Genomic DNA, 20,536 nt, shown 5'->3' with positions numbered 1-20,536 from the left:
GTTGTGTCCTCTTATGAAACTTGTACATATTGTATGTATACGAAGTAAAAAAATTGATAGGAGATTTTATATGCAAAACAGATCAAGTTCAAATGTTACGTTTATTGATGTGTCTCATTGGGAAGGGAATATTGATTGGAATGCAGTGAAGGCATCTGGAATTCCAGCAGCGTATGCAAAAGCGACAGAAGGTGTAAACTACATTGATCCTACTTTTACTAAGAATGTACAAGCAGCACGAAATGCGAATGTATTAATTGGTGCATACCATTTTGCACGCCCAGAACAAAATGATGCAATTTCAGAGGCAAAATATTTTGTGGGTATATTACAAAATAACCAGACAGACTTAATGCCAGTTCTGGATTTAGAATCACCAACAGATCCGAGCAACAGTAATTTAACTGGTAACGCTATATCGAATTGGGCAAGAAGCTTCATAAATTATGTGAAACAGGCTACTGGAAAAGATGTAATGTTATATACAGGAGTTTGGTATATTAATGAGTTCGGAATTAGCGGATTAAGTGATATACCGCTTTGGATTGCTAAATACTCGAGTACACCGCCTGCTGATGCTGGTGGATGGACAGCGTGGACAGCGTGGCAGTACACAGATTCTGGACAAATTTCAGGCGTAGGAAATTGTGATGTATCAGCTGCAGTTTCATTAGAAGCTTTAAAAGGGAATGGAGCAAGTGGTGGAGGTAATGTTTCCCCGCCTAATAATGCAACTCCAGTGTACGGGGTTGCTATAATTAATGGAGATAATGTGAATTTGAGAAGTGGACCATCTTTACAGTCTAGTGTAATTCGCCAATTGAATCGTGGCGAAACATATGAAGTTTGGGGAGAACAAGATGGATGGCTTTGCTTAGGGACAAATCAATGGATATACTACGATCCGAGTTATATTCAGTATGGTGTACAATAGAGTGAAAATAAAAGGTGCCCCGTCAGAGGTGCCTTTTATTAAAAATATACAACTTTTACAAAGTCTATATCGAAACCATAGTATACTATAGTAGATATATTTATAAAAAATAATCGAAAATGAAATAAAGGAGTAAAAATATGAATTATGTGCTAATAGGTGCGATTTTAATATTATTAGCTGTAGCATTTGTGCTGTTTTATAAAAATAAACAGTTAGAATCAGAGAGTCAGCAAGTGGAATTTGAAAAGAAACAAGCGATTGAAACGTATAAAAATGAAATTGCAGCTACAGTGATAGAGCATAAAGAACAACAAAATAATTTAAAAAATATGGAACAGAAAAAATACAATGATTTACAAGTAAGTGCAAATAGAGAAATTGAAAATATGCGTATGATGAAAAATCAATTAGCTATGCAGCATAGTAAAGAACGTAGTGAAATGCAAAATAAACATAATAACGAAATACATATGTTTCAAAAATTAATTGCAAATTTACGAGAATATACTAAAAACGGTGCTGAAATGAATACGTACGAAACATTACATTATATGAAGCGAGGATTCATAGAGCAAGGCATCATATTAGATGCTGAAATTCAAATCATGCCGAATGTTTTTATTAAAAATAATAGTGAAATAAACGATAATCGAATCCATCATCTCATCTTGTGCAAAACTGGTATTTATCTACTTGAGACGAAAGAATGGGAAGAGAAATTAATTCATGGTTTAACGAAAGAAAATGCTGGTATATATTCATTTATGATTGATGAAATGGGTAAGTATCAACAAGAAGTTGAAAAAGAAGAGACATTTGAATATATAGTAGGTAAAGATTCGTCAACTATACAAGTGAAAAATGAAGGAAATCCAGTATATAAGGTGAAGAAACTATCTCAAATTTTATACAATTGTTTGAAAGAAATGCAGGCTAATAGTATAAAAGAAAAGGTAAAACCAGTTGTATATTTTTATAATGAAAATGGAAAAGAAATAATAGATCTTTCTAGTGAGGAAACACCTAGATTAAAAAATCGGGAGCAAATTGTAACGTTCTTCAGAAATGAAATCTTAGCAGGGAAAGTAGTATATACAGTGCAAGAATTAGAACAGATTCGAGAAATGATTAGCCGGATGAATTATATAGTGAGTTAAAAGGGGAGATCTTTCTGAACGCTATGCTACGTGGCATTTTGTATGTCTATTTTTGTTTGTATATAGTAATGTACATTCTATTTATATTCGTCATTGATATGGTCCATATACCCTTAAGTGTAAGGAGCATTTTTGTAGTATTCATACCATTTGTTTTATTAGTCATGATTCAAAGGGCTATTTTATATGTTTCTAAAAATCGTAATGAAGAAAAGAAGCAAATGTTGGGGGTTTTAATAGTAGCACTCATACCATTAATAGTGTGCACTGTACAACTAAGTGTAAATGAATATACATCAAAGTTTAATCAAAATAGATGGTTAAATCATGCAGATAAGCGGGTATATATGGTAGATGATCTATTACAAAAATATAAATTAATAGGGAAATCAAATGAAGAAATTATACAATTGTTAGGAGCTCCAACGGAAACGAGAAGTGGGGAAGAAGGAGTTACCACTTTGTATTATCTTGGGACTGAACGTGGCTTTATTCCAATAGATAGCGAACAGCTTGTTTTCCAATTTGATAGAGATGGAAAAGTCATGGAATATACGGTGCATAAAGATTAAAGAAACGTAGAGGGAAGCTATATGTTATAGCTTCTTTTTTATTTTTCAATATGTCACGGAAGGGGGAGAAGGTTTTTGAGTGGAATAAGGAATGAAAGCGGAGGTGATGCATATATATAGATGCATTGGGTGATTATTAGTCCGATTGGTGAGGGGTAATAATTAATAAGTACGGACAAAAACCCCACTCATTAAAGTTTTACTTTATCATATTGTATAAATGAAAAGGAGGTAAGACGGTGAAAGCAATCCCGACTGATGTCCTGAGTAAAGAATTGATGGAAAGAGAAGGAGTTATATCTATTACAGTAAAGGAATTTGAAAAAATAGAAGTAGCTGGAGTAGTGGTCGCTGGTCCAGCGGTTATTTTGATTAATCAAGATTAAGTACATATTTTTGAAATAAAAAGCATCCGTCTAGGATGCTTTTTATTTGTATGTAAGGATAAATATGATGGATAATTGTGTTACTGGAGGGAAAGTCTGTGGCAATTATTATAACAATGTTAGTAATGGGTATTTTATTAGGATTTGTTGGAGCTGGAGGAGCTGGGTTTATTATCGCGATACTCACTTTAGTATTTCATATTCCTATTCATGTTGCTCTTGCAACATCTTTAACTGCAATGGCATTTACGACATTATCAGGTGTTGTCAGTCATTACCGTGAAGGCAATGTTGCATTTATTATAGGCGGGATTGTTGGAGGATTTGGCGCAATTGGCTCTTATATTGGTTCTAAATTTGGTTCACTTATACCAGCACATCTTCTTCATTGGTTTACAGCTGGGATGTTATTTTTATCGGCAATTTTTATGTTTATTAAATTAATTATGTTCCAAAACAAAGAACAGTCATCTTTATATAAGCATAAAGAGTTTTCCATGAACTACTTGTTGAAATGTATATGCCTTGGATTAGTTACTGGAATGATGGCTGGTTCATTTGGGATTGGTTCTGCACCGTTTATTCAGCTTGGATTAATGGTTCTATTGAGACTAACGATTCAGCAATCTGTAGGGACAACGATGCTTGTTATATTACCGATTGCAATTGGGGGTGGGCTAGGATATAGTTCGGAAGGATATTTAGATTATATATTGTTATTGCAAGTATTAATCGGGACCATGTTAGGGGCATATATTGGCGCGAAGTTTACAAATTATGCACCGCGAATGCTTTTGAGGTTTTCGATGATTATGACACCGGTTTTAGCTGGATGTATGCTATTGATGGAATAAGGTGAAATTATAATAAGTAGGGGGTTACTGCTTACAAATAGCGGGATAAAATTAATATAGCAAACTATTAATATATTTTACGAATGAATTATGTAGGTAATTCATATTTCCCATATAAAAGGATTTGTTTTAATATTATGAGTGTAAAGTTCGAGTATTCGAAGTACTACTTGAATTATATCCCTATCCCTTTTCTAAAAATGCGAACAAGTTTTGCCCTATTCTATTCAATAGTTAATTGTATAGAAATATATTGTTCGATGACCATTATGGAACGTACATAATGGGAAAATCCCGATCCTTAAAGAGGATGCCCCTAATCTTCATGTGAAAATATGATCGGATAAGAAAGCTGACCAATTGATGGTCAGCTTTCTTTTTGTTCAAAAACAATTTTTTCTTTAATTTCTGTTTGTAATAATACAGTTTTTCCGAAGCGACGTTTGCATTCCGCACGCACTTTTTCAATGGCTAGTAGCTGAGTAGTGGCGGGAACTGTGACAATAGCTTGGCGAGGCTTTCGATTTTCTTCACAAAAGACACATTCCACAACATAATTAGAAATCATATTTTCATCCTTCCAGTTTTAATTTCTAAGAAGGGATTGCCTATGAAGTTGATGTAATCTTTCGTCATTGTTTTATTTTTTTCCTCTTTTTTTCAAGGGGAAAATAAAAAAGAGGGCGAATTTTAGTAGGGGAGGGATGTTTATGGAGAGATGGATAGGTAGTGCAGCGGTATGTGTAAATGAAAAAAAGGAAGTTTTAATGGTACTGCAGGGCAAAGAGGGAGAAGAAAAAAGGTGGTCTGTCCCAAGTGGAGGACTTGAAAAGGGAGAGACACTAGAAGAATGTTGTATTAGGGAAGTTTGGGAAGAAACAGGTTACAATGTGGAAGTTGTAAATAAAATATATGAAAAAGAGGGTATTACATACGGTGTTCCAGTGTATGTCCATTATTATTTTGTTAAACAAATAGGCGGTAATATGAAAATCCAAGATCCTGATGAGTTAATACATGAAATTGCTTGGAAAGGGATACATGAAGTTGAACAATTGTGTTTAGCTTTTCCAGAGGATTATGAATTGCTGTGCCAATATATAGATAAAGAAGCAAGTATGTAAATACTTGCTTCTTTAATGTATCCAAGACAAGAAAAGCGGAACGATAACTAAACTAGCGCCTGCTGTTAAAAGCATAGATAAACTTGCAATTGTTCCTTCCACAGGACCGATTTCGAATGCTTTTGATGTACCGGTTCCATTTGCGCTTGTTCCTAACATAATACCTTTTGCGATTGCTGTTTTAATACGGCAAATACGTATGAGAGAAGGACCGAGCAATGCTCCTGTTAAGGCAGTTAAAACGACAAATACAGCAGTTAATTGTGACATGCCACCAATCATTTCTGAAATAGCCATTGCGATTGGTGTTGTTACGATATGTGGCGCTAAACTATGTTCTAGTGATGAATCAATTTGAAAATAATTTGCTAGTAGTGCTGAAGTAATGACTGATAAAAACGAACCGACAATGACATTAAGTAAGATAGCCATTCCATGTTTCTTTAATAAATCAAAGTATTTATAGATTGGCCATGCAAAAGCAACTGTTGCGGGTTTTAATAATTCAGTTAACCAATGACCACCAGATTCATATGTTTCATAAGGTGTATCTAATCCGAGCAATAAAGCAATTAAAATAATGGGACAGACGAGAAGAGGAGAAAGTAGACTCCAATTCCAGCGTTGATACATTTTTTTTGATAGCCAATATGTGAATAGTGTTAATAGTAAACAAAGAAATCCGATCATTGCGTTGATCCTTTCCGCTTTAGTAGCAATTCTGTTAAAAGTCCTGTAACTAAGGTAACGCAAAGAGTGCTAATCATAATAATTAAAATGAGATCGATTCCATATTGTGTTAGTGTATCTCTGTAACGTATGACAGCGACTGCAGAAGGGATGAAAAATAAAATAAGTTCTTTTAATAAAAAATCTGCTCCGTCCTGTATCCATTCTTTTTTAACTAGGTTAAATTTTAATGAAATTAATAATAAGAAAATACCGATTATACTTCCTGGAACTGGGAGGTGTGCCTGTTTTGCAATCCATTCACCTGTCCAAGCGAAACAAAATAGTAATAAAATTTGTCCGCTTAACTTCCACCATTTCATACAGTAACCACCTCTTTCTTTTGTTACATAAAAATTGTAAAAAAGAATTAACAATTTCTACTATACGTTCATTCAAAATATTTGTCTAATATATAAATTATATGTTATTAATATATAAGACATATTAATCGAAAGTGAAAAGGGTGTCCAAAAATGGAATTACGGCATTTGCAATATTTTGTTGTTGTGGCAGAAGAGTTACACTTTGGACGGGCGGCTGCTCGTTTACAAATGACACAACCACCACTTAGTCAACAAATACAGCAATTAGAAAAAGAAATGGGAGTTACATTATTTTCAAGAACGAAAAGAAAGGTTGAACTAACAGAAGCAGGAGAAATGTTTTTAAAAGAAGTAAAAAAAGCGTTTGAACAAATTGAAAAAGCAGTAGAAGTTGCACAAAGTGCGCAAAGGGGAGAAGTAGGATCACTTTCAATTGGTTTTGTAGGTGCGGCGATATATGATATTTTACCATCAATTGTTAGGGAATATAGAAAGAAATTTCCGAGAGTGTCTGTTGCATTACATGAATTGTCAACACCAGATCAAGTTCATGCACTTCATGATAACCGTATCGATATTGGCTTTTTACGTCCACCAATTCCAACGCAATTATTAGAATTAGAGCCAATTCAAAGGTTATCTTGCACTTTGTGTTTACCAAAGGCACATCCACTTGCAGAGAAAGATGAAATACATATAGAAGATTTACGAGATGAGCCGTTTGTATTTATTACGAGACCAGTATGGCCAGCTTTGTATGATACAATTTTATCTCTTTGTAGAGAAGTTGGATTTAGTCCACGTATTGTACAAGAAGCAACAGAGTATCAAACAGTTATGGGGCTTGTAGCAGCAGGGATTGGAATTACAGTAATACCCGTGTCGGCAAATAAGTTATATAAAACAGAAGTTGTATATAAAGAGTTATATGATTCTAATTTCGTTGCAGAAATGTCAGTGGCTTACAAAAAAATGAATAGTAATCCAGAGCTGCTAGAGTTTTTAAAAATTGCAAGAGAGAAGAAAAGAATAGAAGTAGAAGATGAGTAATAGTAGTAACAGAAAATGGATTTGATTCAAATCCATAAAAGTACACCTTATTAAACAATAAAGCGGAAATGCAACTTAAGTTGCATTTCCGCTTTATTGTTCTTTTTTTAGCTCGATACTAAATAGATAAACGTGTTCATTTTCTTTTAAGAGTAAATCAATACCCTTTTCTTCGTCAATTGTAGGGACGCTTACAGTTTCTTTACTGGTTTGGATTACAGCAGCTAAAGTTGTTTTTTGATTGTATTTTAAATTTTTTATGAATTGGATTGTAGTAGTTGCAAAGCTATTTACGCTTGGTGGCGCTTCTTCAGGAACAAGTGTTGAACCACCTTCAATATTCAGATACCACTGCCTTTTTTCTTGTATATCTTTATCAAATTGGAAATGTGGTGGTAAAAAAGAAAGCTTTACTTTCTTTTTTGAAAAATGTGAGGTAGCTATATTAGCAATTTCTTTTGTTTTCTTACCATTGTTATAATAATCAATTGTAGCATTTATTTCATCTTTATCATTTTTAAGCGTAACGTTATAAAATATGCTATTTCCTTCTTGAAAAGGAGTCATTTGTAAAATAGAAGCTTGCTCTTTTGTTAATTTGTATGGCTCAACAATGGCAACTTCATTGTTTTTTATTTGGCTACAACTTGTGAGTAATAATAAACACAAGATTGATAGTAATTTTATACGCATGCAACCTCCTCCTTTTTACAATTATATTCTAAATGTGATTTTTTATCATTTCGTTTTCTAGGACTAAAGACTTAGAAGAAATTCCGATTGTAGTGCGATGTTTAAAATGTCATATTTTTATACACTAGTAGTATAGAATGCGTATGTAATAAGGTAGGGGAAGAATTTTATGTCTTTATGTCGGTTAGCGAGAAAAAATATTATAACATTTGCTACCAAAAGGATGAAGCAATTTATGTGGATTGCTATGAGTACTATGATTTTGTTTTTTATGATATCGTTACAATTTAATGAAGGAGCTATTTTGAAAGTAGGGAATGCATTTGTATTTCAAATGTACTTTTACACACTTTTTATTGTACTAATTTTCATATGTATTTTTACTACATATAAAATGATGTACTCCCTTTTGCATGTGAGGAGGGAGGAGTTTATATCTTATGTAGAAGAAAATATGAAAAGAAAAGAGGTACTATGTGTATTATGTCAGGAGCAATTATTCATTTATGGAGCAGCATTTGTTTTTGGATTAATTAATGGGATGCTATTTTTGAAATTATTCACGGTTATCTTTATGAAAATCGCAGGGATACAAGGAATAAATAGTGCGCCAATTACAATATATGCAGTTGTAATTATTAGTGTAATTATGATGACTGTCGTTTTAATATCGATGATGCAATGTTATCGATTTGTTCGAAATTTAAAAGATGAAAATTCGTTGCGGTTTAAAGAAAGGGCATGAGAAATCATGCTTTTTTCTATTTTACACATAAAAATAATCATGTTACAGTGAAAAGACCTGACAAAGAATGGGAAGGAAAGGTTGTATAGAATGACAAATGAACAATCAATTGTAAAAGTCGATCGGTTAACGAAGCGAATCGGATCAAAGACACTTGTACAAAATATTAGTTTTGAAGTGAAAAAAGGCGAGGTTGTCGGTTTACTCGGACCAAACGGTGCTGGAAAAACGACTTTAATGAGAATGATGGTTGGTATGATCCGTATGACAGAAGGTGAAGTATGGATTGATGGTCAATCTGTGAAACAGCAATTCGAAAAAACAGCTGCGAAAATTGGAGCGGTAATTGAGACACCTGAATTTTATCCTTTTTTGAGCGGCTATGAAAATTTAACATATTTCGGACGAATGAATGGTAATGTGACCGAAGAACGTATCGATGAAGTAGTGAAATTGTTAGGGATGGGACAAGTAATTGATCGCAAAGTAAAAGCGTATTCACTCGGCATGAGACAACGTTTAGGAATCGCTCAGGCACTTATTCACGATCCAGACGTGTTGATACTAGATGAACCGACAAATGGATTAGACCCTAGTGGAATACATGAAATGAGAATGTACATAAAAAAAATTGCACATGAACAAGGAAAAGCTGTACTTGTATCAAGTCACTTACTTTCAGAAGTTGAATTAATGTGTGACAGAGTTATCATTATTCAGCACGGGGAATATGTGGCTACGCAAAATATTCAGCATAGCCAAAGCGAAGAGATGGAGACGATCCGTATACGTGTAGATGATGCGAATAAAGCAGCAGAAATATTAGGGCATGATGTTTTAGTAAAAGATAATGAATTACTTATTAATGTAAAAGATGAAGAAATCCCAAATGTTATTCGTACATTGCTTGAGAAAAATATTCAAGTGTATCGTGTATATGAAGAAAGAAAAACGTTAGAAGAGCAATTTTTAGAATTAACAGGGGGAAAAGATATTGTTTAATTTAGTATATAACGAACTGTATAAAATATTTAAGCGGAAGCGAACGATTATTCCATTTGCAGTTATTGCAGTATTAATAATCGGATTAGGATGGGTTACGGTAAAGTATTTTGAACCGGAAACAAAAGGATGGAAAGTAGATTATACAGAACGAACTGTAGAAATTGAGAAAAAGCTTGGCATGAAAAAAGAAGCTATTTTAGCAGAAAAATCAGGGGATGAGCTTGTAAAAGAATACCAGCTTAAGATGAAGCATTTAGATACGGATACAGCACCGGCAAGCAGTTCTCCACTTTCTTTCATGAGAGATACAGGTTTTATCGTATTTCCAATTTTGCTCCCATTTATCCTCGTGTATGCAAGTACAATTTTTGCGAATGAATATAGCTGGGGAACATATAAATTTTTAACGATACGACCAGCGAGTCGCTTTAAAATTTTAACAGCAAAATTTTTAGCAATTGTTATATTTGCAGCTTTATTATTTATATTTAATATGATCTTCTCCGCTTTATGTGGACTTGTTATTTATAAATTCCAACAGCCTGCATGGAGTGAGTTTATTTTCCAAGATGGAAATATAATAAAACAAAACATTTTTGTAGAAGCAAGTAAATATTATGTTTTATCGTGGTTACCAACGGTTGTGTACGCATCGTTTGCATTTATGATTTCTGTGTTAACAAGATCTAGTGGAGGTGCAATTGGTATTTCACTATTCCTTGCTTTATCAGGCAATATTGCGCTATTAGCAGCCACTAGATATCACTGGGCGAAATATTTATTGCCAGCAAACACAGATTTATATAGTATTTCAAAGAATGGAAGTTTTATTGATGGAGTAACATTCCCGTTTGCATCATGTATGTTGTTACTTTATTTGTTCGTATTTTTATGTATTTCATATACTGTGTTTTTAAAACGTGATTTAACTTAATAAGAAAAGCCGTTCAGGGTGCTGAGATGCACTTTGAACGGCTTTTTTTATGAGAATTGTTTAAGTGCTCTTTCGGCTAGTAAAGCAAAGTATTCTGCACTTATAGGCAGTGCCTCTTCATTAATTGTAAAAGCAGGATGATGCCATTCATGTGTACCGCTCGTTCCCATAAAGACGAATGAACCTGGTATTTCCTGTTGGTAAAATGAGAAATCTTCTCCAGCCATTGACGGACTAGGCGAGATGATATTAAGATTCATCTTTGTGGCAACTTGAGTAGATAAGTCTGTAAGAGCTTTATCGTTGTGAACAGCAGGAGGACCTGAATAAAAACGGAATTTCGTTTTTACACCTAATGCATCAGATACACCTTTAATAATACGCTCCATGAGTGCTGGAATCTTTTCACGTGTTTCAGCTTGGAATGTGCGAATCGTTCCTTCTAACGTAGCTTTTTCAGGAATCACGTTCCACGTATTTCCTGCATGAATATTTGTAACACTAACAACTGCATTATGAGATGAACTTATATTTCGGCTTACAATTGTTTGCAGTGCCATCACAATTTGAGAGGATGCGACAATAGGATCTACTCCAGCATCTGGTACAGCCGCGTGTGTACCAACTCCGTGAATTTCAATTTCAAATCGATCAACTCCGGCCATCAGTGGACCATCTTTAATGCCAATTGTACCTATTGGTAAATCAGGTTTATTATGCATGCCGAAAATCGCTTGCACATTACGTAAATGTCCAGCATCAATAACTTTGCAAGCGCCATTACTACTTTCTTCAGCTGGTTGGAATATGAAGCGAACCGTTCCATTTAGGGAAGATTCTCTTTCTTTTAATAAGAAAGCAGTACCTAAAATAGCAGCTGTATGAAAATCGTGTCCACAAGCATGCATTTTCCCTCGTACTTTAGATGCATAGGACAAATGTGTTTCTTCTTGAATAGGAAGGGCATCAATATCAGCACGAACTGCTACAATTGGTCCGTTTTTATTACCAGACACTTCAGCGATAATTCCTGTTTCTAAATTGGAATCAATGATAGTAATGTTTTTTTCTTCTAACCAATTTTTTATTGCTTTTGTTGTTTCGAACTCTTCATATGATAGTTCTGGATACTCATGTAAATGTCGACGGATGGAAATAAGTTTTTCTTTTAGTTGATTTGAAATAGATACCATGTAGTATGCCTTCTTTCTTCAGCAAAATATTTATCATAAGTATACAACAATAAAAGAGAGGATTCTCAAATGAAAATCCTCTCTCGTTTATCCCATAAAAGCCCGATTGGTTCAACTAATTAAAGTTTCACTTTATGCTGCGACTTTTTTATGCGTATGATGTTTACGATAACGTCCACGCATTGCGTATGCAATTTGCGGGATTGCAATCCCAATTAATATAAGTGATACACCGAACCATTGTGAAGATAGTACAGCCTCTTTTAAAACGAATACTGACATAATTGTTGTAACTGGTAGTTCCGCTGCACCAAGAATAGTCGCTAAGCCAGAACCGATTTTTGGAATCCCGATTGTAAAGGCAATAGATGGAATAACGATACTAAATGTTCCTAATCCTAAACCGTATTTCCAAAGACCTTGAGAAATGGCACCATTAAAAATAAATGTTGGTGGGAATACAATCATGACTAAAGTTAAAGCACCAGTCATTAAGAGAACACCGCGCGGTAATGAAGGTACTTCAACAGCAACTTTTCCGCTTACGAAAATGTATGTTGCGAATGTAACAGCAGATAATAAACCTAAAATGACCCCAGTCGTATCGAAAGCACCTACTGATTGTTCAAGTAAACCACTTGATAAAAATGTCCCTACAAGTAAGAAAATAACAGAAATAACTTTTTCTCTTGAAGGTAATGTTTTTGTTGCGACTGCTTCAATGATAATTCCGACCCAAACGAATTGGAATAAAAGAATAATTGCAATAGAAGCTGGTACAGTTTTTAATGAAGCATAATAAAAAATTCCGGTAAAACTTGCAGATGTTCCTGCAACGAATAAAAGTAATGCTTGCTTTAAAGGAACGCGATGTCTAGAAAATAGAAGTGTAATAGCAAGCAAAATAATCCAACCGAACAAATATTGGCTGCCAATTACCTCTCCAAGTGAAAATCCTTCTGCATATGCAAGCTTAACAAAAATAGCTAAAATTCCATAACTACACGCTCCTAATAAAACTAAAAGAGAATAACGAAGCATGAAAAATTCCTCCCATCTATATGAAGTTGTTCCGTATCGAAAATATATAACTAGAGGGAAGTATACAAAATTAGAAATAAAGGGTCAAATGAAAGAAAAGTATGACATTTTATAGAATAATAATAAAAGTATGATATTTATGCATAATCTTGAAATTTTTAATAGTAGAAGTATTATAAAATAAACTTTGCATTGTATAGAGATAGCATTTGAAAAAAATATTTTTTAAACCAATATGTATATAGACGTACTAGTAACGTGCTAATTATTTGAGAAACTATGTTACCTTTGTTATGGTAATAACAATTAAAGGAGTTTTATAATCCATTTGGGTTTTTTCTATATAATAGAAGGAAATGAAAACGTTTTATTAGAAACTGTGAGGAAGTGCGGTTTTTCTTATTGCCACGTTGTAAAAGTGATTTCACGAATTGTTCATAGTATTTTTATGTGTTTTTGTTACAATATTTAGGGAGAGGAGTGGAATGATGCAAGATATTAGTATTTTTTTAGCGTTTGGCGCCGGGTTCTTATCATTTATTTCCCCATGTTGCTTACCGCTTTATCCGGCATTTTTATCGTACATAACAGGTATGTCGGTTTCTGAATTGAAAGAAGAAAATGCAATGCTTCGCAAAAGAAGTATGATACATACAGCGTTTTTCTTACTTGGATTTTCAATTATATTTATTGCAATTGGATTTGGTACAAGTTTTATTGGAGGAATCTTTACTGACTATAAAGATTTAATCAGACAGTTAGGTGGTATATTTATCATCGTGTTCGGCTTAATTATTGTCGGGGTGTTTAAGCCGAAATTTTTAATGCAAGACCGTAAATTTACATTTAAAAATCGTCCAAGTGGCTATTTTGGATCAGTACTAATCGGATTAGCTTTTGCAGCAGGGTGGACGCCATGTACCGGACCAATTCTAGTGTCTGTAATTGGATTAGCAGCAACAAATCCAGAATCAGCAATGATATATATGATTGCTTACATACTTGGATTTGCAATCCCGTTTTTCGTACTGTCATTCTTTATTACGAAAATGTCTTGGATTAAAAGAAATAGTATGGCCTTCATGAAAGTCGGAGGATATATTATGATTGTTATGGGTGTCTTCCTATACTTTAACTGGATGACGAAAATTATCGTATATTTCTCAAGTTTATTTGGTGGTTTTACTGGTTTTTAGTATTATTCTGCGAAAATGTTGGAAATACTAACGGAAAAGCATATAATGAAAGTATATTTTGCATATAGCCACAAAAAAGGATGAGAAAATATGAACATAGTTCTTTTATCAAGTATCGTTGCTGTTTGTATGGCTGTCGGTGCGATGTTTATTCGTTTAAAAGCAGCTAAGAAACCTGCAACATTGAAAAAAATTATACTTCCACCATTTTTTATGAGTACGGGTGCATTGATGTATGTTTTTCCTGAATTTCGATTAACTCCAGCAGAAATGTTAGAAGCAATTGGTGTCGGTTTGATTTTCTCTATTTTTCTTATTAAAACATCTAAATTTGAAATTAGAGGACAAGAGATTTATTTGAAGCGTTCAAAAGCCTTTGTTTTCATATTAATTGGATTACTTGTAGTGCGGATTGTATTTAAAACCTACTTAAGTCAATCTCTTGATTTAGGACAACTTAGTGGCATGTTCTTCTTACTTGCGTTTGCGATGATTGTGTCATGGAGAATTGCAATGTATCGTTCCTTTACGAAATTACAGAAGGAAATGGAAAAAGAAGATGGTTTTTATAATGAAAAAGATATGAAGCTAACTTAAAAACTGTATATGTACCAAATAAAAAGACAGCGTCAAAGGCGCTGTCTTTTTTATCGAAAATAATATGAAGTTACTTTGCGAGTAAAGATCGATAGTTAGAATAATCAATCTTTTTTTCTTGTAGTTTTTTTATTAAAAATTTATGATCACGCTTTGGTGTGGCAATGATATATCCTTTAATAATTAAGTCTTGTGTAATTTGAGAGGCATTTTCTTGTAATGCAAGTTCCCCGATTTTGCCAGCAATCTTTGATTTTGCAACATCACGAAATAGTTCTGGAACAGGACTTACAAGCTCTTCTAACAATTGTTTTTGTTCGTCAGCCCATAAATGTCTCGTTTTATTTATGTAGTGTTCTTCCCAATCCAAAATGGACATGCCGTCTTCTTTTGGTAAACGTTTTAAAAATTTTCTGAACATAAAGTATCCACCGATAGACATAAGCCCTAATAAAATAACCGTCCATAATACAATGAACCAACTGAACCATCCTTCGAGCACGCATATCCCCCCTTAATGATAGCGGTTTTCTTTTATTCATATTATATACAGTGAGATTCATAGAAAGCAAGAACGCTTGGTCATTTTGACCAAGCGTTATAGTTTAAACGAAGTATAGTTGTTCAACACATAAATTATTATTATCGTCTTCAACATACTCAATAATAAGTGTGCCAACTTTACGATCTTTATCTTCAGTTGTGAAAATAGAGTAAGAAGTAAAACGTGTTTTTGATAGGCCGCTTATATGTGTAGGTAAAGAAATGTAGTCGTTATCGCGGAAGAATTCCATCAGTTCAATATCCTCAAATTCTTTTCGGTCAACTTGTTTGTTTGTATAGCGGCGTTGAAGTTGTTTTAAAGATTCATTCCAAGAAATTGCTTTTGTGTCGTATACCATTGTTCTATCTCCTTACTGTATGTAATTACTAAGAACATACGTTCTAATCTAGTATACTCTTTTTATTAGAAAAGGGAAAGCAAAAAATAATGTAAGCTTGGATTTCCAAGCTTACATTATTGATGCGTCCGTCATAATCTCTATTTTTCATTATAAGTTAGATATGAATAAGAAACAAGATGATATATATAATGTTGAGAGTTTTCAAGATTCTGTATATTATAGGTGTACTAAAGTGTAAGGGAATGAGAGGTGTGGCATACGTAATTTCACTGCAAGGGCCGATGGCTAGCGGAAAAACAACATTAGCAAAAAGGTTAGAAAAGAGAGGGTTTCGAGTTATATATGAAAATCCATATCCAATTGTAGAGAAGCGAAAAAAATTGAATTTAGATATGAATTCAAAAGTAGGGTTTATTATGAATCAAAAAATGTTTATGGAAGCAAAAATAAAGGAGTTTCAAAATGTGAAAGATTCAGTCGTAATTTTTGATCGCGGACCAGAAGACATTGAGTTCTTTACACTCTTTTATCCAACGATTATAGGAGAAGAGTGGGATATAGAAACTGAATTGAAAGATGAATTATATAAATTAAGAGCATGCCGTTCGGATGTGATTTTTTACTTAGATGTTACGAAAAAGAATGTATATGATAGAAAAAATAATGATAGAACAAGAAACAGAAGTACGTTTGCGGAGCAATTTAAATTAGTAGAAACCGAAAAAGACTGGTATAAACAATTTCCTGTAACTTATGTGGACACGAATAGATTAACAGTGGACGATTTAGAGGTATATTTTATGGACTGGTTAAAGGAGAGAGAGCTATGAAAAAAATACTTTTATTTGTATACTCAACATTTGCAGAGTTTGAAATAACAGTAGCAACGGCATTGCTGAAAAATAAATATGAAATCATTACAGCGGGCTTAACTAAAGAATTGGTTATAAGTGAAACTGGATTGCAAGTGCAGCCGCATATAGAAGTAAGTGAAGCACGTGTAGATGAGTATGAGGGGATACTTATTCCAGGTGGAGAAGAAGGACAGTTGGAAGATGCAAAACCTCTTTTTTCAATCATTCGTCAATTTCATGAACAAGAAAAATTAGTGGCGGCAATTTGTGCTGGACCGTATGCACTAGCAAAAGCAGGGTTATTTAAAGGGATTTCTTATACTGCGACTATAGATTATCAAAAATTTGATTGTTTTCCAGTAGAAAATTTCGTGTATGAAGAAGTTGTGCAACACTCAAATATCATTACAGCACAAGGGCATGCATTTGTACCATTTGGAATAGCAATTGCCTCTTATTTTGGAGTGGCAGACGAACATAATACAGATTTTTATTGTGGTAAAGGTAATGTAGTAATGGAGAAACTTTTACGAGAAAACGTGTAGAAGCTAGCAAATGCTAGCTTTTTTCTTTTTGACATCGATAAATGGCTAACGTTTTTGGGTCACGCCATATACCGTTATGAAGTGACAATTCATTTTCTACTTCTTCTTTTAGCCATACCTTCATTTCCGCGTGAAGGTATGTATTATCAGGTATATTTAGCGACGGAAACATGCTAGAAATATAGTTTACAATCGGAGTAGCATGATGAAAAACGAGAGCATTATGAATAACTGTTTCTTCAACAGTTGGAAAAACAGATTGTAATATCTCTTTACCGTTTTCTAAACAAAATGGAGTGACTGATGATGTTGTTTTCGGTAAATCAAATGCGTCTAACATACGGTTACACATTTCAACTATACGAGGTAGTGTAACGCTAGAATTTGTTGTAGCTAAAAGTGTTCCGCCAGGACGAATTACTTTATGGAATCCTTGAATCGTTTTTTCAACATCTTTCACATGGTATAACATATGTCTTGCAATTATTAGGTCATAACAATTTGTTTCGAAAGGAAGTTTACTAGCATCCCCTCGTTTCCATTCTATTAAGTTATTTGTTTTAGCAGCTTCAGCAAGCATAGCTTCGGATTGATCAAACCCGGTTAATGGGCCTTTATGACCATTTGTTTGTAAAAGGGAAAGGAATTTTCCACTAGCGCACCCAACCTCTAATATGTTTTCTTCCCCTTGAAGTTGTAAATGTTTAATGACGAGTTTATCTAAATCTACGTGTTTTTCTTCGTAATGTGTATGTGTGTCGATGCGTGTTTGTAAATGGTTGCTAACGTTATATTGACGTTTTACATCATTCATTTTTTCACATTCCACCTTCGTGCAAAATTGCTGAATCGCATGTGTTAATACGTCGGTTTTCTTTAAACCTTCGTAATGGAGTGCAGCTTCAAACCTTGCAAGTAATTTTTCTTCAATTCGAAAATGAATATCTTTTCGCTTCGTCATTGAAATCTCGCCCCTTTGCATCTGTTAATGAGACTATAGCATGCTTGGAAAAATTGTGTAAATAATTTGTGTACACAAATGGAGGGGATGAAAAAATTGTTTGAATGTGAGTTTAAACTATTGACGATTTAAACGTTTTCATATATTCTTAAATTAAGTAATATTCAAATAATTCAAAAGAAATGAGAGAGTCACATGCTTCTTCAAGGAACACATCGAATTGGTCGTATGGCCATGCTGTTGGCACTTGCGGATGAGAATGAAAGTCCTGTATTATCCATTCCAAAAGGTTGGAAGTATTGTACGGGGAAAGTGGGTTCGATGAATTCGCAAAAGGTTGTCGCAGCAATGGAAACAGCGGCTAAAAGCAACCAAGTTATTGAAACAGACGTTTACAGAGAAACACATGCACTTTATCATGCAATTATGGAAGCTTTGTACGGAGTGACGAGAGGTCAAATTCAGTTAGCAGACGTTCTTCGTACAGTAGGACTTCGTTTTGCGATTGTGCGCGGTACACCATACGACGGAAAAAAAGAAGGCGAATGGGTTGCTGTTGCATTATATGGAACGATTGGTGCACCTGTAAAAGGATCTGAGCATGAGGCGATTGGTTTAGGAATTAATCACATATGATTTGCCCATAGTCTATTAGTTAGAAGGGGGCCTTACTTTTTTAGGACAGAAGTCTGTCTTAAAAAGATAAGGTCCCCTTTTGCCTTTTTAAGGAGGAAAAATGATGATTACGTTAACAGGACATACATTGACAGTTGAAGAAATGAAGAGGTTATTACTGGAAGGAGAAGGTGTAACAGCTTGTCCAACTAGTATGCAAAAGGTAGCGGAGTGCCGCGAAGTAGTTGAGAAAATTGTAGAGGACGGAAAAGTCGTTTACGGAATTACAACTGGATTTGGAAAGTTTAGTGATGTGCTTATCCAAAAAGATGATGTAAAGGCACTTCAACATAATTTAATTCAGTCACATGCATGTGGGATTGGTGATCCATTCCCGGAAGAAGTATCGCGTGGAATGTTAATTTTACGAGCGAACACGATGCTTAAAGGAGTATCTGGTGTTAGGCCGCTTGTTGTAAATATGCTTCTTGAGTTTGTAAACCGTAAAATTCATCCAGTCGTTCCGCAACAAGGTTCACTTGGTGCAAGTGGCGATTTAGCACCTTTATCTCATCTTGCGCTCGTATTATTAGGCGAAGGTGAAGTGTTCTATAAGGGGAAACGCGTTCATGCAATGGTTGCTCTTACAGAAGAAGGGCTTGAGCCAATTGAACTTGAAGCGAAAGAAGGTCTTGCGTTAATTAATGGTACGCAGGCAATGACAGCACAAGGAGTTCTTTCTTATATAGAAGCAGAAGCAACGGCGTATCAAGCTGAACTAATTGCTTCGATGACAATTGAAGGGTTACAAGGCATTATTGATGCATTTGATGAAAATGTTCATAAAGCACGTGGTTATAAAGAGCAAGTGGAAGTAGCGAGCAGAATTCGTGACATTCTTCACGATAGTAAATTAACAACAAAACAAGGAGAATTACGAGTGCAGGATGCCTATTCACTTCGTTGTATCCCGCAAGTACACGGTGCTTCTTGGCAAGTTTTAAATTATGTAAAAGAAAAATTAGAAATTGAAATGAATGCAGCAACAGATAATCCGCTAATTTTTGATGGCGGAGAAAAAGTAATTTCAGGTGGTAACTTCCATGGTCAACCGATTGCGTTTGCGATGGACTTCTTAAAAGTAGGAATGGCGGAACTTGCGAATATTTCGGAGCGCCGTATTGAGCGTTTAGTGAATCCGCAATTAAATGATTTACCACCATTTTTAAGTCCAGAACCAGGACTTCAGTCTGGTGCAATGATTATGCAATATGCTGCAGCGTCACTAGTTTCTGAAAATAAAACGTTGGCACATCCGGCGAGTGTAGATTCAATTCCGTCTTCTGCTAACCAAGAAGATCATGTAAGTATGGGAACAATTGCTTCACGCCATGCACATCAGATTATTCAAAATGCAAGACGTGTTCTTTCTATTGAGATGATTTGTGCAATGCAAGCAGCAGAATATCGCGGAATTGAAAACATGAGTACAGTGACGAAGAGCTTCTACCATCAAGGTCGTCAGCAGGTGCCATCTATTAAAAATGACCGTATATTCTCAACAGATATTGAAAATATTGCGCATTGGTTAAAAACGAATTATTCGATAAAAGAAAGATTAGATGTAAACGCAGCACTATAAAATGAGAAAAGGGAGAGATTGAAATGGAAAAAGTACAACAAACAATTCGCGCGCCAAGAGGTACAGAGTTACAAACGAAAGGGTGGGTGCAAGAAGCTGCACTTCGTATGTTAATGAACAATTTAGATCCTGAAGTTGCTGAAAAACCAGAAGAATTAGTTGTATATGGCGGAATTGGCCGTGCAGCTCGTAACTGGGAAAGTTATCAGGCGATTGTAGATTCATTAAAAACGTTAGAAAGCGATGAAACGTTACTTGTTCAATCAGGAAAGCCAGTTGCCATTTTTAAATCACATGAAGATGCACCTCGCGTTTTGTTAGCGAACTCAAACTTAGTACCAAAATGGGCAAACTGGGATCACTTCCCATGCCTATCCACTTAAGAATGGAAACACAATGAACTTTCGTTCATATAACCAAAAAACTCTCGAAATATTTGGTATCTTTAAAAATGGGCATACCAAATAAACCTAGA

Annotated in this window: 25 protein-coding genes and 2 pseudogenes; 18 read left to right on the top strand and 9 right to left on the bottom strand. The window is 34.5% G+C overall.

The window, feature by feature from the left end:
* Positions 1-70: 70 nt before the first annotated feature.
* The 5 genes and pseudogenes from ACS2CR_RS26285 to ACS2CR_RS26265 form a co-directional block, all read left to right on the top strand.
* Positions 71-922: pseudogene (locus ACS2CR_RS26285) on the top strand (GH25 family lysozyme); the annotation flags it as partial.
* Positions 923-1,074: 152 nt separating this feature from the next.
* Entirely contained in the window at positions 1,075-2,094 is a 1,020-nt protein-coding gene (locus tag ACS2CR_RS26280; RefSeq protein ID WP_053512834.1) for an NERD domain-containing protein, read from the top strand.
* 23 nt (positions 2,095-2,117) lie between these two features.
* Positions 2,118-2,666: a hypothetical protein gene (locus ACS2CR_RS26275; protein WP_000943751.1), complete on the top strand. Its 549-nt coding sequence runs from the start codon at positions 2,118-2,120 to the stop codon at positions 2,664-2,666.
* Positions 2,667-2,905: 239 nt separating this feature from the next.
* Complete coding sequence (locus ACS2CR_RS26270) at positions 2,906-3,052, top strand: BC1881 family protein (protein ID WP_000644411.1); 147 nt, start codon at positions 2,906-2,908, stop codon at positions 3,050-3,052.
* 98 nt (positions 3,053-3,150) lie between these two features.
* Complete coding sequence (locus ACS2CR_RS26265; RefSeq protein WP_000974654.1) at positions 3,151-3,906, top strand: sulfite exporter TauE/SafE family protein; 756 nt, start codon at positions 3,151-3,153, stop codon at positions 3,904-3,906.
* A 367-nt stretch (positions 3,907-4,273) separates the two neighbouring features.
* Here ACS2CR_RS26265 and ACS2CR_RS26260 read toward each other — a convergent pair whose 3' ends face one another.
* Positions 4,274-4,474 (bottom strand): DUF3903 domain-containing protein, encoded by a 201-nt coding sequence (locus ACS2CR_RS26260; RefSeq protein WP_000625225.1) that lies wholly within the window; start codon positions 4,472-4,474, stop codon positions 4,274-4,276.
* Positions 4,475-4,616: 142 nt separating this feature from the next.
* Between ACS2CR_RS26260 and ACS2CR_RS26255 the strand changes: the two genes are divergently transcribed.
* Positions 4,617-5,030 (top strand): NUDIX hydrolase, encoded by a 414-nt coding sequence (locus ACS2CR_RS26255; RefSeq protein ID WP_000442972.1) that lies wholly within the window; start codon positions 4,617-4,619, stop codon positions 5,028-5,030.
* Between the two features lie 12 nt (positions 5,031-5,042).
* On the opposite strand, the gene ACS2CR_RS26250 is transcribed toward ACS2CR_RS26255, so the two are convergent.
* Both ACS2CR_RS26250 and ACS2CR_RS26245 read right to left on the bottom strand, forming a co-directional pair.
* Complete coding sequence (locus tag ACS2CR_RS26250; RefSeq protein ID WP_000578965.1) at positions 5,043-5,720, bottom strand: LrgB family protein; 678 nt, start codon at positions 5,718-5,720, stop codon at positions 5,043-5,045.
* The gene (locus ACS2CR_RS26245) at positions 5,717-6,082 is read right to left on the bottom strand and encodes a CidA/LrgA family holin-like protein (RefSeq protein WP_000872365.1); all 366 of its coding nucleotides are present in this window, start codon (positions 6,080-6,082) and stop codon (positions 5,717-5,719) included. The genes ACS2CR_RS26250 and ACS2CR_RS26245 overlap by 4 nt, the downstream gene beginning before the upstream one ends.
* Before the next feature lie 153 nt (positions 6,083-6,235).
* On the opposite strand from ACS2CR_RS26245, the gene alsR reads away from it, so the two are divergent.
* Complete coding sequence (alsR, locus tag ACS2CR_RS26240) at positions 6,236-7,135, top strand: acetoin biosynthesis transcriptional regulator AlsR (protein ID WP_000423234.1); 900 nt, start codon at positions 6,236-6,238, stop codon at positions 7,133-7,135.
* Positions 7,136-7,228: 93 nt separating this feature from the next.
* On the opposite strand, the gene ACS2CR_RS26235 is transcribed toward alsR, so the two are convergent.
* Positions 7,229-7,828: a histidine kinase gene (locus ACS2CR_RS26235; protein WP_153602741.1), complete on the bottom strand. Its 600-nt coding sequence runs from the start codon at positions 7,826-7,828 to the stop codon at positions 7,229-7,231.
* A 169-nt stretch (positions 7,829-7,997) separates the two neighbouring features.
* On the opposite strand from ACS2CR_RS26235, the gene ACS2CR_RS26230 reads away from it, so the two are divergent.
* The 3 genes from ACS2CR_RS26230 (at position 7,998) to ACS2CR_RS26220 (ending at position 10,512) form a co-directional block, all read left to right on the top strand.
* Positions 7,998-8,573 (top strand): hypothetical protein, encoded by a 576-nt coding sequence (locus ACS2CR_RS26230; RefSeq protein ID WP_053512832.1) that lies wholly within the window; start codon positions 7,998-8,000, stop codon positions 8,571-8,573.
* A 90-nt stretch (positions 8,574-8,663) separates the two neighbouring features.
* On the top strand, positions 8,664-9,575 hold the full coding sequence (locus ACS2CR_RS26225) for an ABC transporter ATP-binding protein (RefSeq protein WP_000180622.1): 912 nt from the start codon (positions 8,664-8,666) through the stop codon (positions 9,573-9,575).
* Positions 9,568-10,512: an ABC transporter permease gene (locus tag ACS2CR_RS26220; protein WP_053512831.1), complete on the top strand. Its 945-nt coding sequence runs from the start codon at positions 9,568-9,570 to the stop codon at positions 10,510-10,512. Before ACS2CR_RS26225 ends, ACS2CR_RS26220 begins: the two co-directional genes overlap by 8 nt.
* 47 nt (positions 10,513-10,559) lie before the next feature.
* Here ACS2CR_RS26220 and ACS2CR_RS26215 read toward each other — a convergent pair whose 3' ends face one another.
* Both ACS2CR_RS26215 and ACS2CR_RS26210 read right to left on the bottom strand, forming a co-directional pair.
* Positions 10,560-11,705: a M20 peptidase aminoacylase family protein gene (locus ACS2CR_RS26215; protein ID WP_000253669.1), complete on the bottom strand. Its 1,146-nt coding sequence runs from the start codon at positions 11,703-11,705 to the stop codon at positions 10,560-10,562.
* A 132-nt stretch (positions 11,706-11,837) separates the two neighbouring features.
* Positions 11,838-12,746 carry an EamA family transporter gene (locus ACS2CR_RS26210; RefSeq protein WP_000947046.1) on the bottom strand — a complete coding sequence of 303 codons (909 nt, stop codon included), beginning with the start codon at positions 12,744-12,746 and terminating at the stop codon, positions 11,838-11,840.
* 322 nt (positions 12,747-13,068) lie between these two features.
* Between ACS2CR_RS26210 and ACS2CR_RS26205 the strand changes: the two genes are divergently transcribed.
* The 3 genes from ACS2CR_RS26205 to ACS2CR_RS26195 all read left to right on the top strand — a co-directional run bounded on the left by ACS2CR_RS26205 (position 13,069) and on the right by ACS2CR_RS26195 (position 14,539).
* Positions 13,069-13,218, top strand: a complete 150-nt coding sequence (locus ACS2CR_RS26205; RefSeq protein WP_071686460.1) for a peptidase T — start codon at positions 13,069-13,071, stop codon at positions 13,216-13,218.
* A 16-nt stretch (positions 13,219-13,234) separates the two neighbouring features.
* Positions 13,235-13,942 (top strand): cytochrome c-type biogenesis protein CcdA, encoded by a 708-nt coding sequence (ccdA, locus tag ACS2CR_RS26200; RefSeq protein ID WP_001152676.1) that lies wholly within the window; start codon positions 13,235-13,237, stop codon positions 13,940-13,942.
* A 90-nt stretch (positions 13,943-14,032) separates the two neighbouring features.
* Positions 14,033-14,539 (top strand): CcdC family protein, encoded by a 507-nt coding sequence (locus ACS2CR_RS26195; RefSeq protein ID WP_001028440.1) that lies wholly within the window; start codon positions 14,033-14,035, stop codon positions 14,537-14,539.
* Between the two features lie 70 nt (positions 14,540-14,609).
* Here the strand turns inward: ACS2CR_RS26195 and ACS2CR_RS26190 are convergent, their stop codons facing one another.
* Together ACS2CR_RS26190 and ACS2CR_RS26185 are read right to left on the bottom strand one after the other, a co-directional pair.
* The gene (locus tag ACS2CR_RS26190; RefSeq protein WP_000889373.1) at positions 14,610-15,041 is read right to left on the bottom strand and encodes a DUF2621 domain-containing protein; all 432 of its coding nucleotides are present in this window, start codon (positions 15,039-15,041) and stop codon (positions 14,610-14,612) included.
* Between the two features lie 103 nt (positions 15,042-15,144).
* Complete coding sequence (locus tag ACS2CR_RS26185) at positions 15,145-15,441, bottom strand: hypothetical protein (protein ID WP_000262400.1); 297 nt, start codon at positions 15,439-15,441, stop codon at positions 15,145-15,147.
* A 245-nt stretch (positions 15,442-15,686) separates the two neighbouring features.
* Here ACS2CR_RS26185 and ACS2CR_RS26180 point away from each other — a divergent pair, with 245 nt between their 5' ends.
* A complete protein-coding gene (locus ACS2CR_RS26180; protein WP_002000475.1) occupies positions 15,687-16,274 on the top strand; it encodes an AAA family ATPase in 588 nt (195 codons plus the stop codon).
* The gene (locus tag ACS2CR_RS26175) at positions 16,271-16,843 is read left to right on the top strand and encodes a DJ-1/PfpI family protein (RefSeq protein ID WP_000722228.1); all 573 of its coding nucleotides are present in this window, start codon (positions 16,271-16,273) and stop codon (positions 16,841-16,843) included. Before ACS2CR_RS26180 ends, ACS2CR_RS26175 begins: the two co-directional genes overlap by 4 nt.
* Positions 16,844-16,856: 13 nt before the next feature.
* On the opposite strand, the gene ACS2CR_RS26170 is transcribed toward ACS2CR_RS26175, so the two are convergent.
* A complete protein-coding gene (locus ACS2CR_RS26170; RefSeq protein WP_053512830.1) occupies positions 16,857-17,804 on the bottom strand; it encodes a class I SAM-dependent methyltransferase in 948 nt (315 codons plus the stop codon).
* Between the two features lie 195 nt (positions 17,805-17,999).
* On the opposite strand from ACS2CR_RS26170, the gene hutP reads away from it, so the two are divergent.
* The 3 genes and pseudogenes from hutP to ACS2CR_RS26155 form a co-directional block, all read left to right on the top strand.
* Complete coding sequence (gene hutP, locus ACS2CR_RS26165; RefSeq protein WP_000926516.1) at positions 18,000-18,440, top strand: hut operon transcriptional regulator HutP; 441 nt, start codon at positions 18,000-18,002, stop codon at positions 18,438-18,440.
* A gap of 103 nt (positions 18,441-18,543) precedes the next feature.
* Positions 18,544-20,061 (top strand): histidine ammonia-lyase, encoded by a 1,518-nt coding sequence (hutH, locus tag ACS2CR_RS26160; protein WP_000631875.1) that lies wholly within the window; start codon positions 18,544-18,546, stop codon positions 20,059-20,061.
* Between the two features lie 23 nt (positions 20,062-20,084).
* A pseudogene (locus tag ACS2CR_RS26155) lies at positions 20,085-20,426 on the top strand (urocanate hydratase); the annotation flags it as partial.
* Between the last annotated feature and the right edge of the window lie 110 nt (positions 20,427-20,536).

Source organism: Bacillus cereus group sp. BceL291, from assembly GCF_051776705.1.
Classification (GTDB): Bacteria; Bacillota; Bacilli; order Bacillales; family Bacillaceae_G; genus Bacillus_A; species Bacillus_A cereus.
Note: the sequence above shows the minus strand (reverse complement) of the source record. Positions and strands in the feature narration are given on the sequence as shown.

Excerpts from the sequence above, each read along its gene's own strand:
- ACS2CR_RS26280 (WP_053512834.1), top strand. The coding sequence starts at position 1,075 with ATGAATTATGTGCTAATAGGTGCGATTTTAATATTATTAGCTGTAGCA.
- ACS2CR_RS26275 (WP_000943751.1), top strand. The coding sequence starts at position 2,118 with ATGCTACGTGGCATTTTGTATGTCTATTTTTGTTTGTATATAGTAATG.
- ACS2CR_RS26260 (WP_000625225.1), bottom strand. The coding sequence starts at position 4,474 with ATGATTTCTAATTATGTTGTGGAATGTGTCTTTTGTGAAGAAAATCGA.
- ACS2CR_RS26255 (WP_000442972.1), top strand. The coding sequence starts at position 4,617 with ATGGAGAGATGGATAGGTAGTGCAGCGGTATGTGTAAATGAAAAAAAG.
- ACS2CR_RS26250 (WP_000578965.1), bottom strand. The coding sequence starts at position 5,720 with ATGATCGGATTTCTTTGTTTACTATTAACACTATTCACATATTGGCTA.
- ACS2CR_RS26245 (WP_000872365.1), bottom strand. The coding sequence starts at position 6,082 with ATGAAATGGTGGAAGTTAAGCGGACAAATTTTATTACTATTTTGTTTC.
- alsR (WP_000423234.1), top strand. The coding sequence starts at position 6,236 with ATGGAATTACGGCATTTGCAATATTTTGTTGTTGTGGCAGAAGAGTTA.
- ACS2CR_RS26235 (WP_153602741.1), bottom strand. The coding sequence starts at position 7,828 with ATGCGTATAAAATTACTATCAATCTTGTGTTTATTATTACTCACAAGT.
- ACS2CR_RS26230 (WP_053512832.1), top strand. The coding sequence starts at position 7,998 with ATGTCTTTATGTCGGTTAGCGAGAAAAAATATTATAACATTTGCTACC.
- ACS2CR_RS26225 (WP_000180622.1), top strand. The coding sequence starts at position 8,664 with ATGACAAATGAACAATCAATTGTAAAAGTCGATCGGTTAACGAAGCGA.
- ACS2CR_RS26215 (WP_000253669.1), bottom strand. The coding sequence starts at position 11,705 with ATGGTATCTATTTCAAATCAACTAAAAGAAAAACTTATTTCCATCCGT.
- ACS2CR_RS26210 (WP_000947046.1), bottom strand. The coding sequence starts at position 12,746 with ATGCTTCGTTATTCTCTTTTAGTTTTATTAGGAGCGTGTAGTTATGGA.
- ccdA (WP_001152676.1), top strand. The coding sequence starts at position 13,235 with ATGCAAGATATTAGTATTTTTTTAGCGTTTGGCGCCGGGTTCTTATCA.
- ACS2CR_RS26195 (WP_001028440.1), top strand. The coding sequence starts at position 14,033 with ATGAACATAGTTCTTTTATCAAGTATCGTTGCTGTTTGTATGGCTGTC.
- ACS2CR_RS26185 (WP_000262400.1), bottom strand. The coding sequence starts at position 15,441 with ATGGTATACGACACAAAAGCAATTTCTTGGAATGAATCTTTAAAACAA.
- ACS2CR_RS26180 (WP_002000475.1), top strand. The coding sequence starts at position 15,687 with ATGAGAGGTGTGGCATACGTAATTTCACTGCAAGGGCCGATGGCTAGC.
- ACS2CR_RS26175 (WP_000722228.1), top strand. The coding sequence starts at position 16,271 with ATGAAAAAAATACTTTTATTTGTATACTCAACATTTGCAGAGTTTGAA.
- ACS2CR_RS26170 (WP_053512830.1), bottom strand. The coding sequence starts at position 17,804 with ATGACGAAGCGAAAAGATATTCATTTTCGAATTGAAGAAAAATTACTT.
- hutP (WP_000926516.1), top strand. The coding sequence starts at position 18,000 with ATGCTTCTTCAAGGAACACATCGAATTGGTCGTATGGCCATGCTGTTG.
- hutH (WP_000631875.1), top strand. The coding sequence starts at position 18,544 with ATGATTACGTTAACAGGACATACATTGACAGTTGAAGAAATGAAGAGG.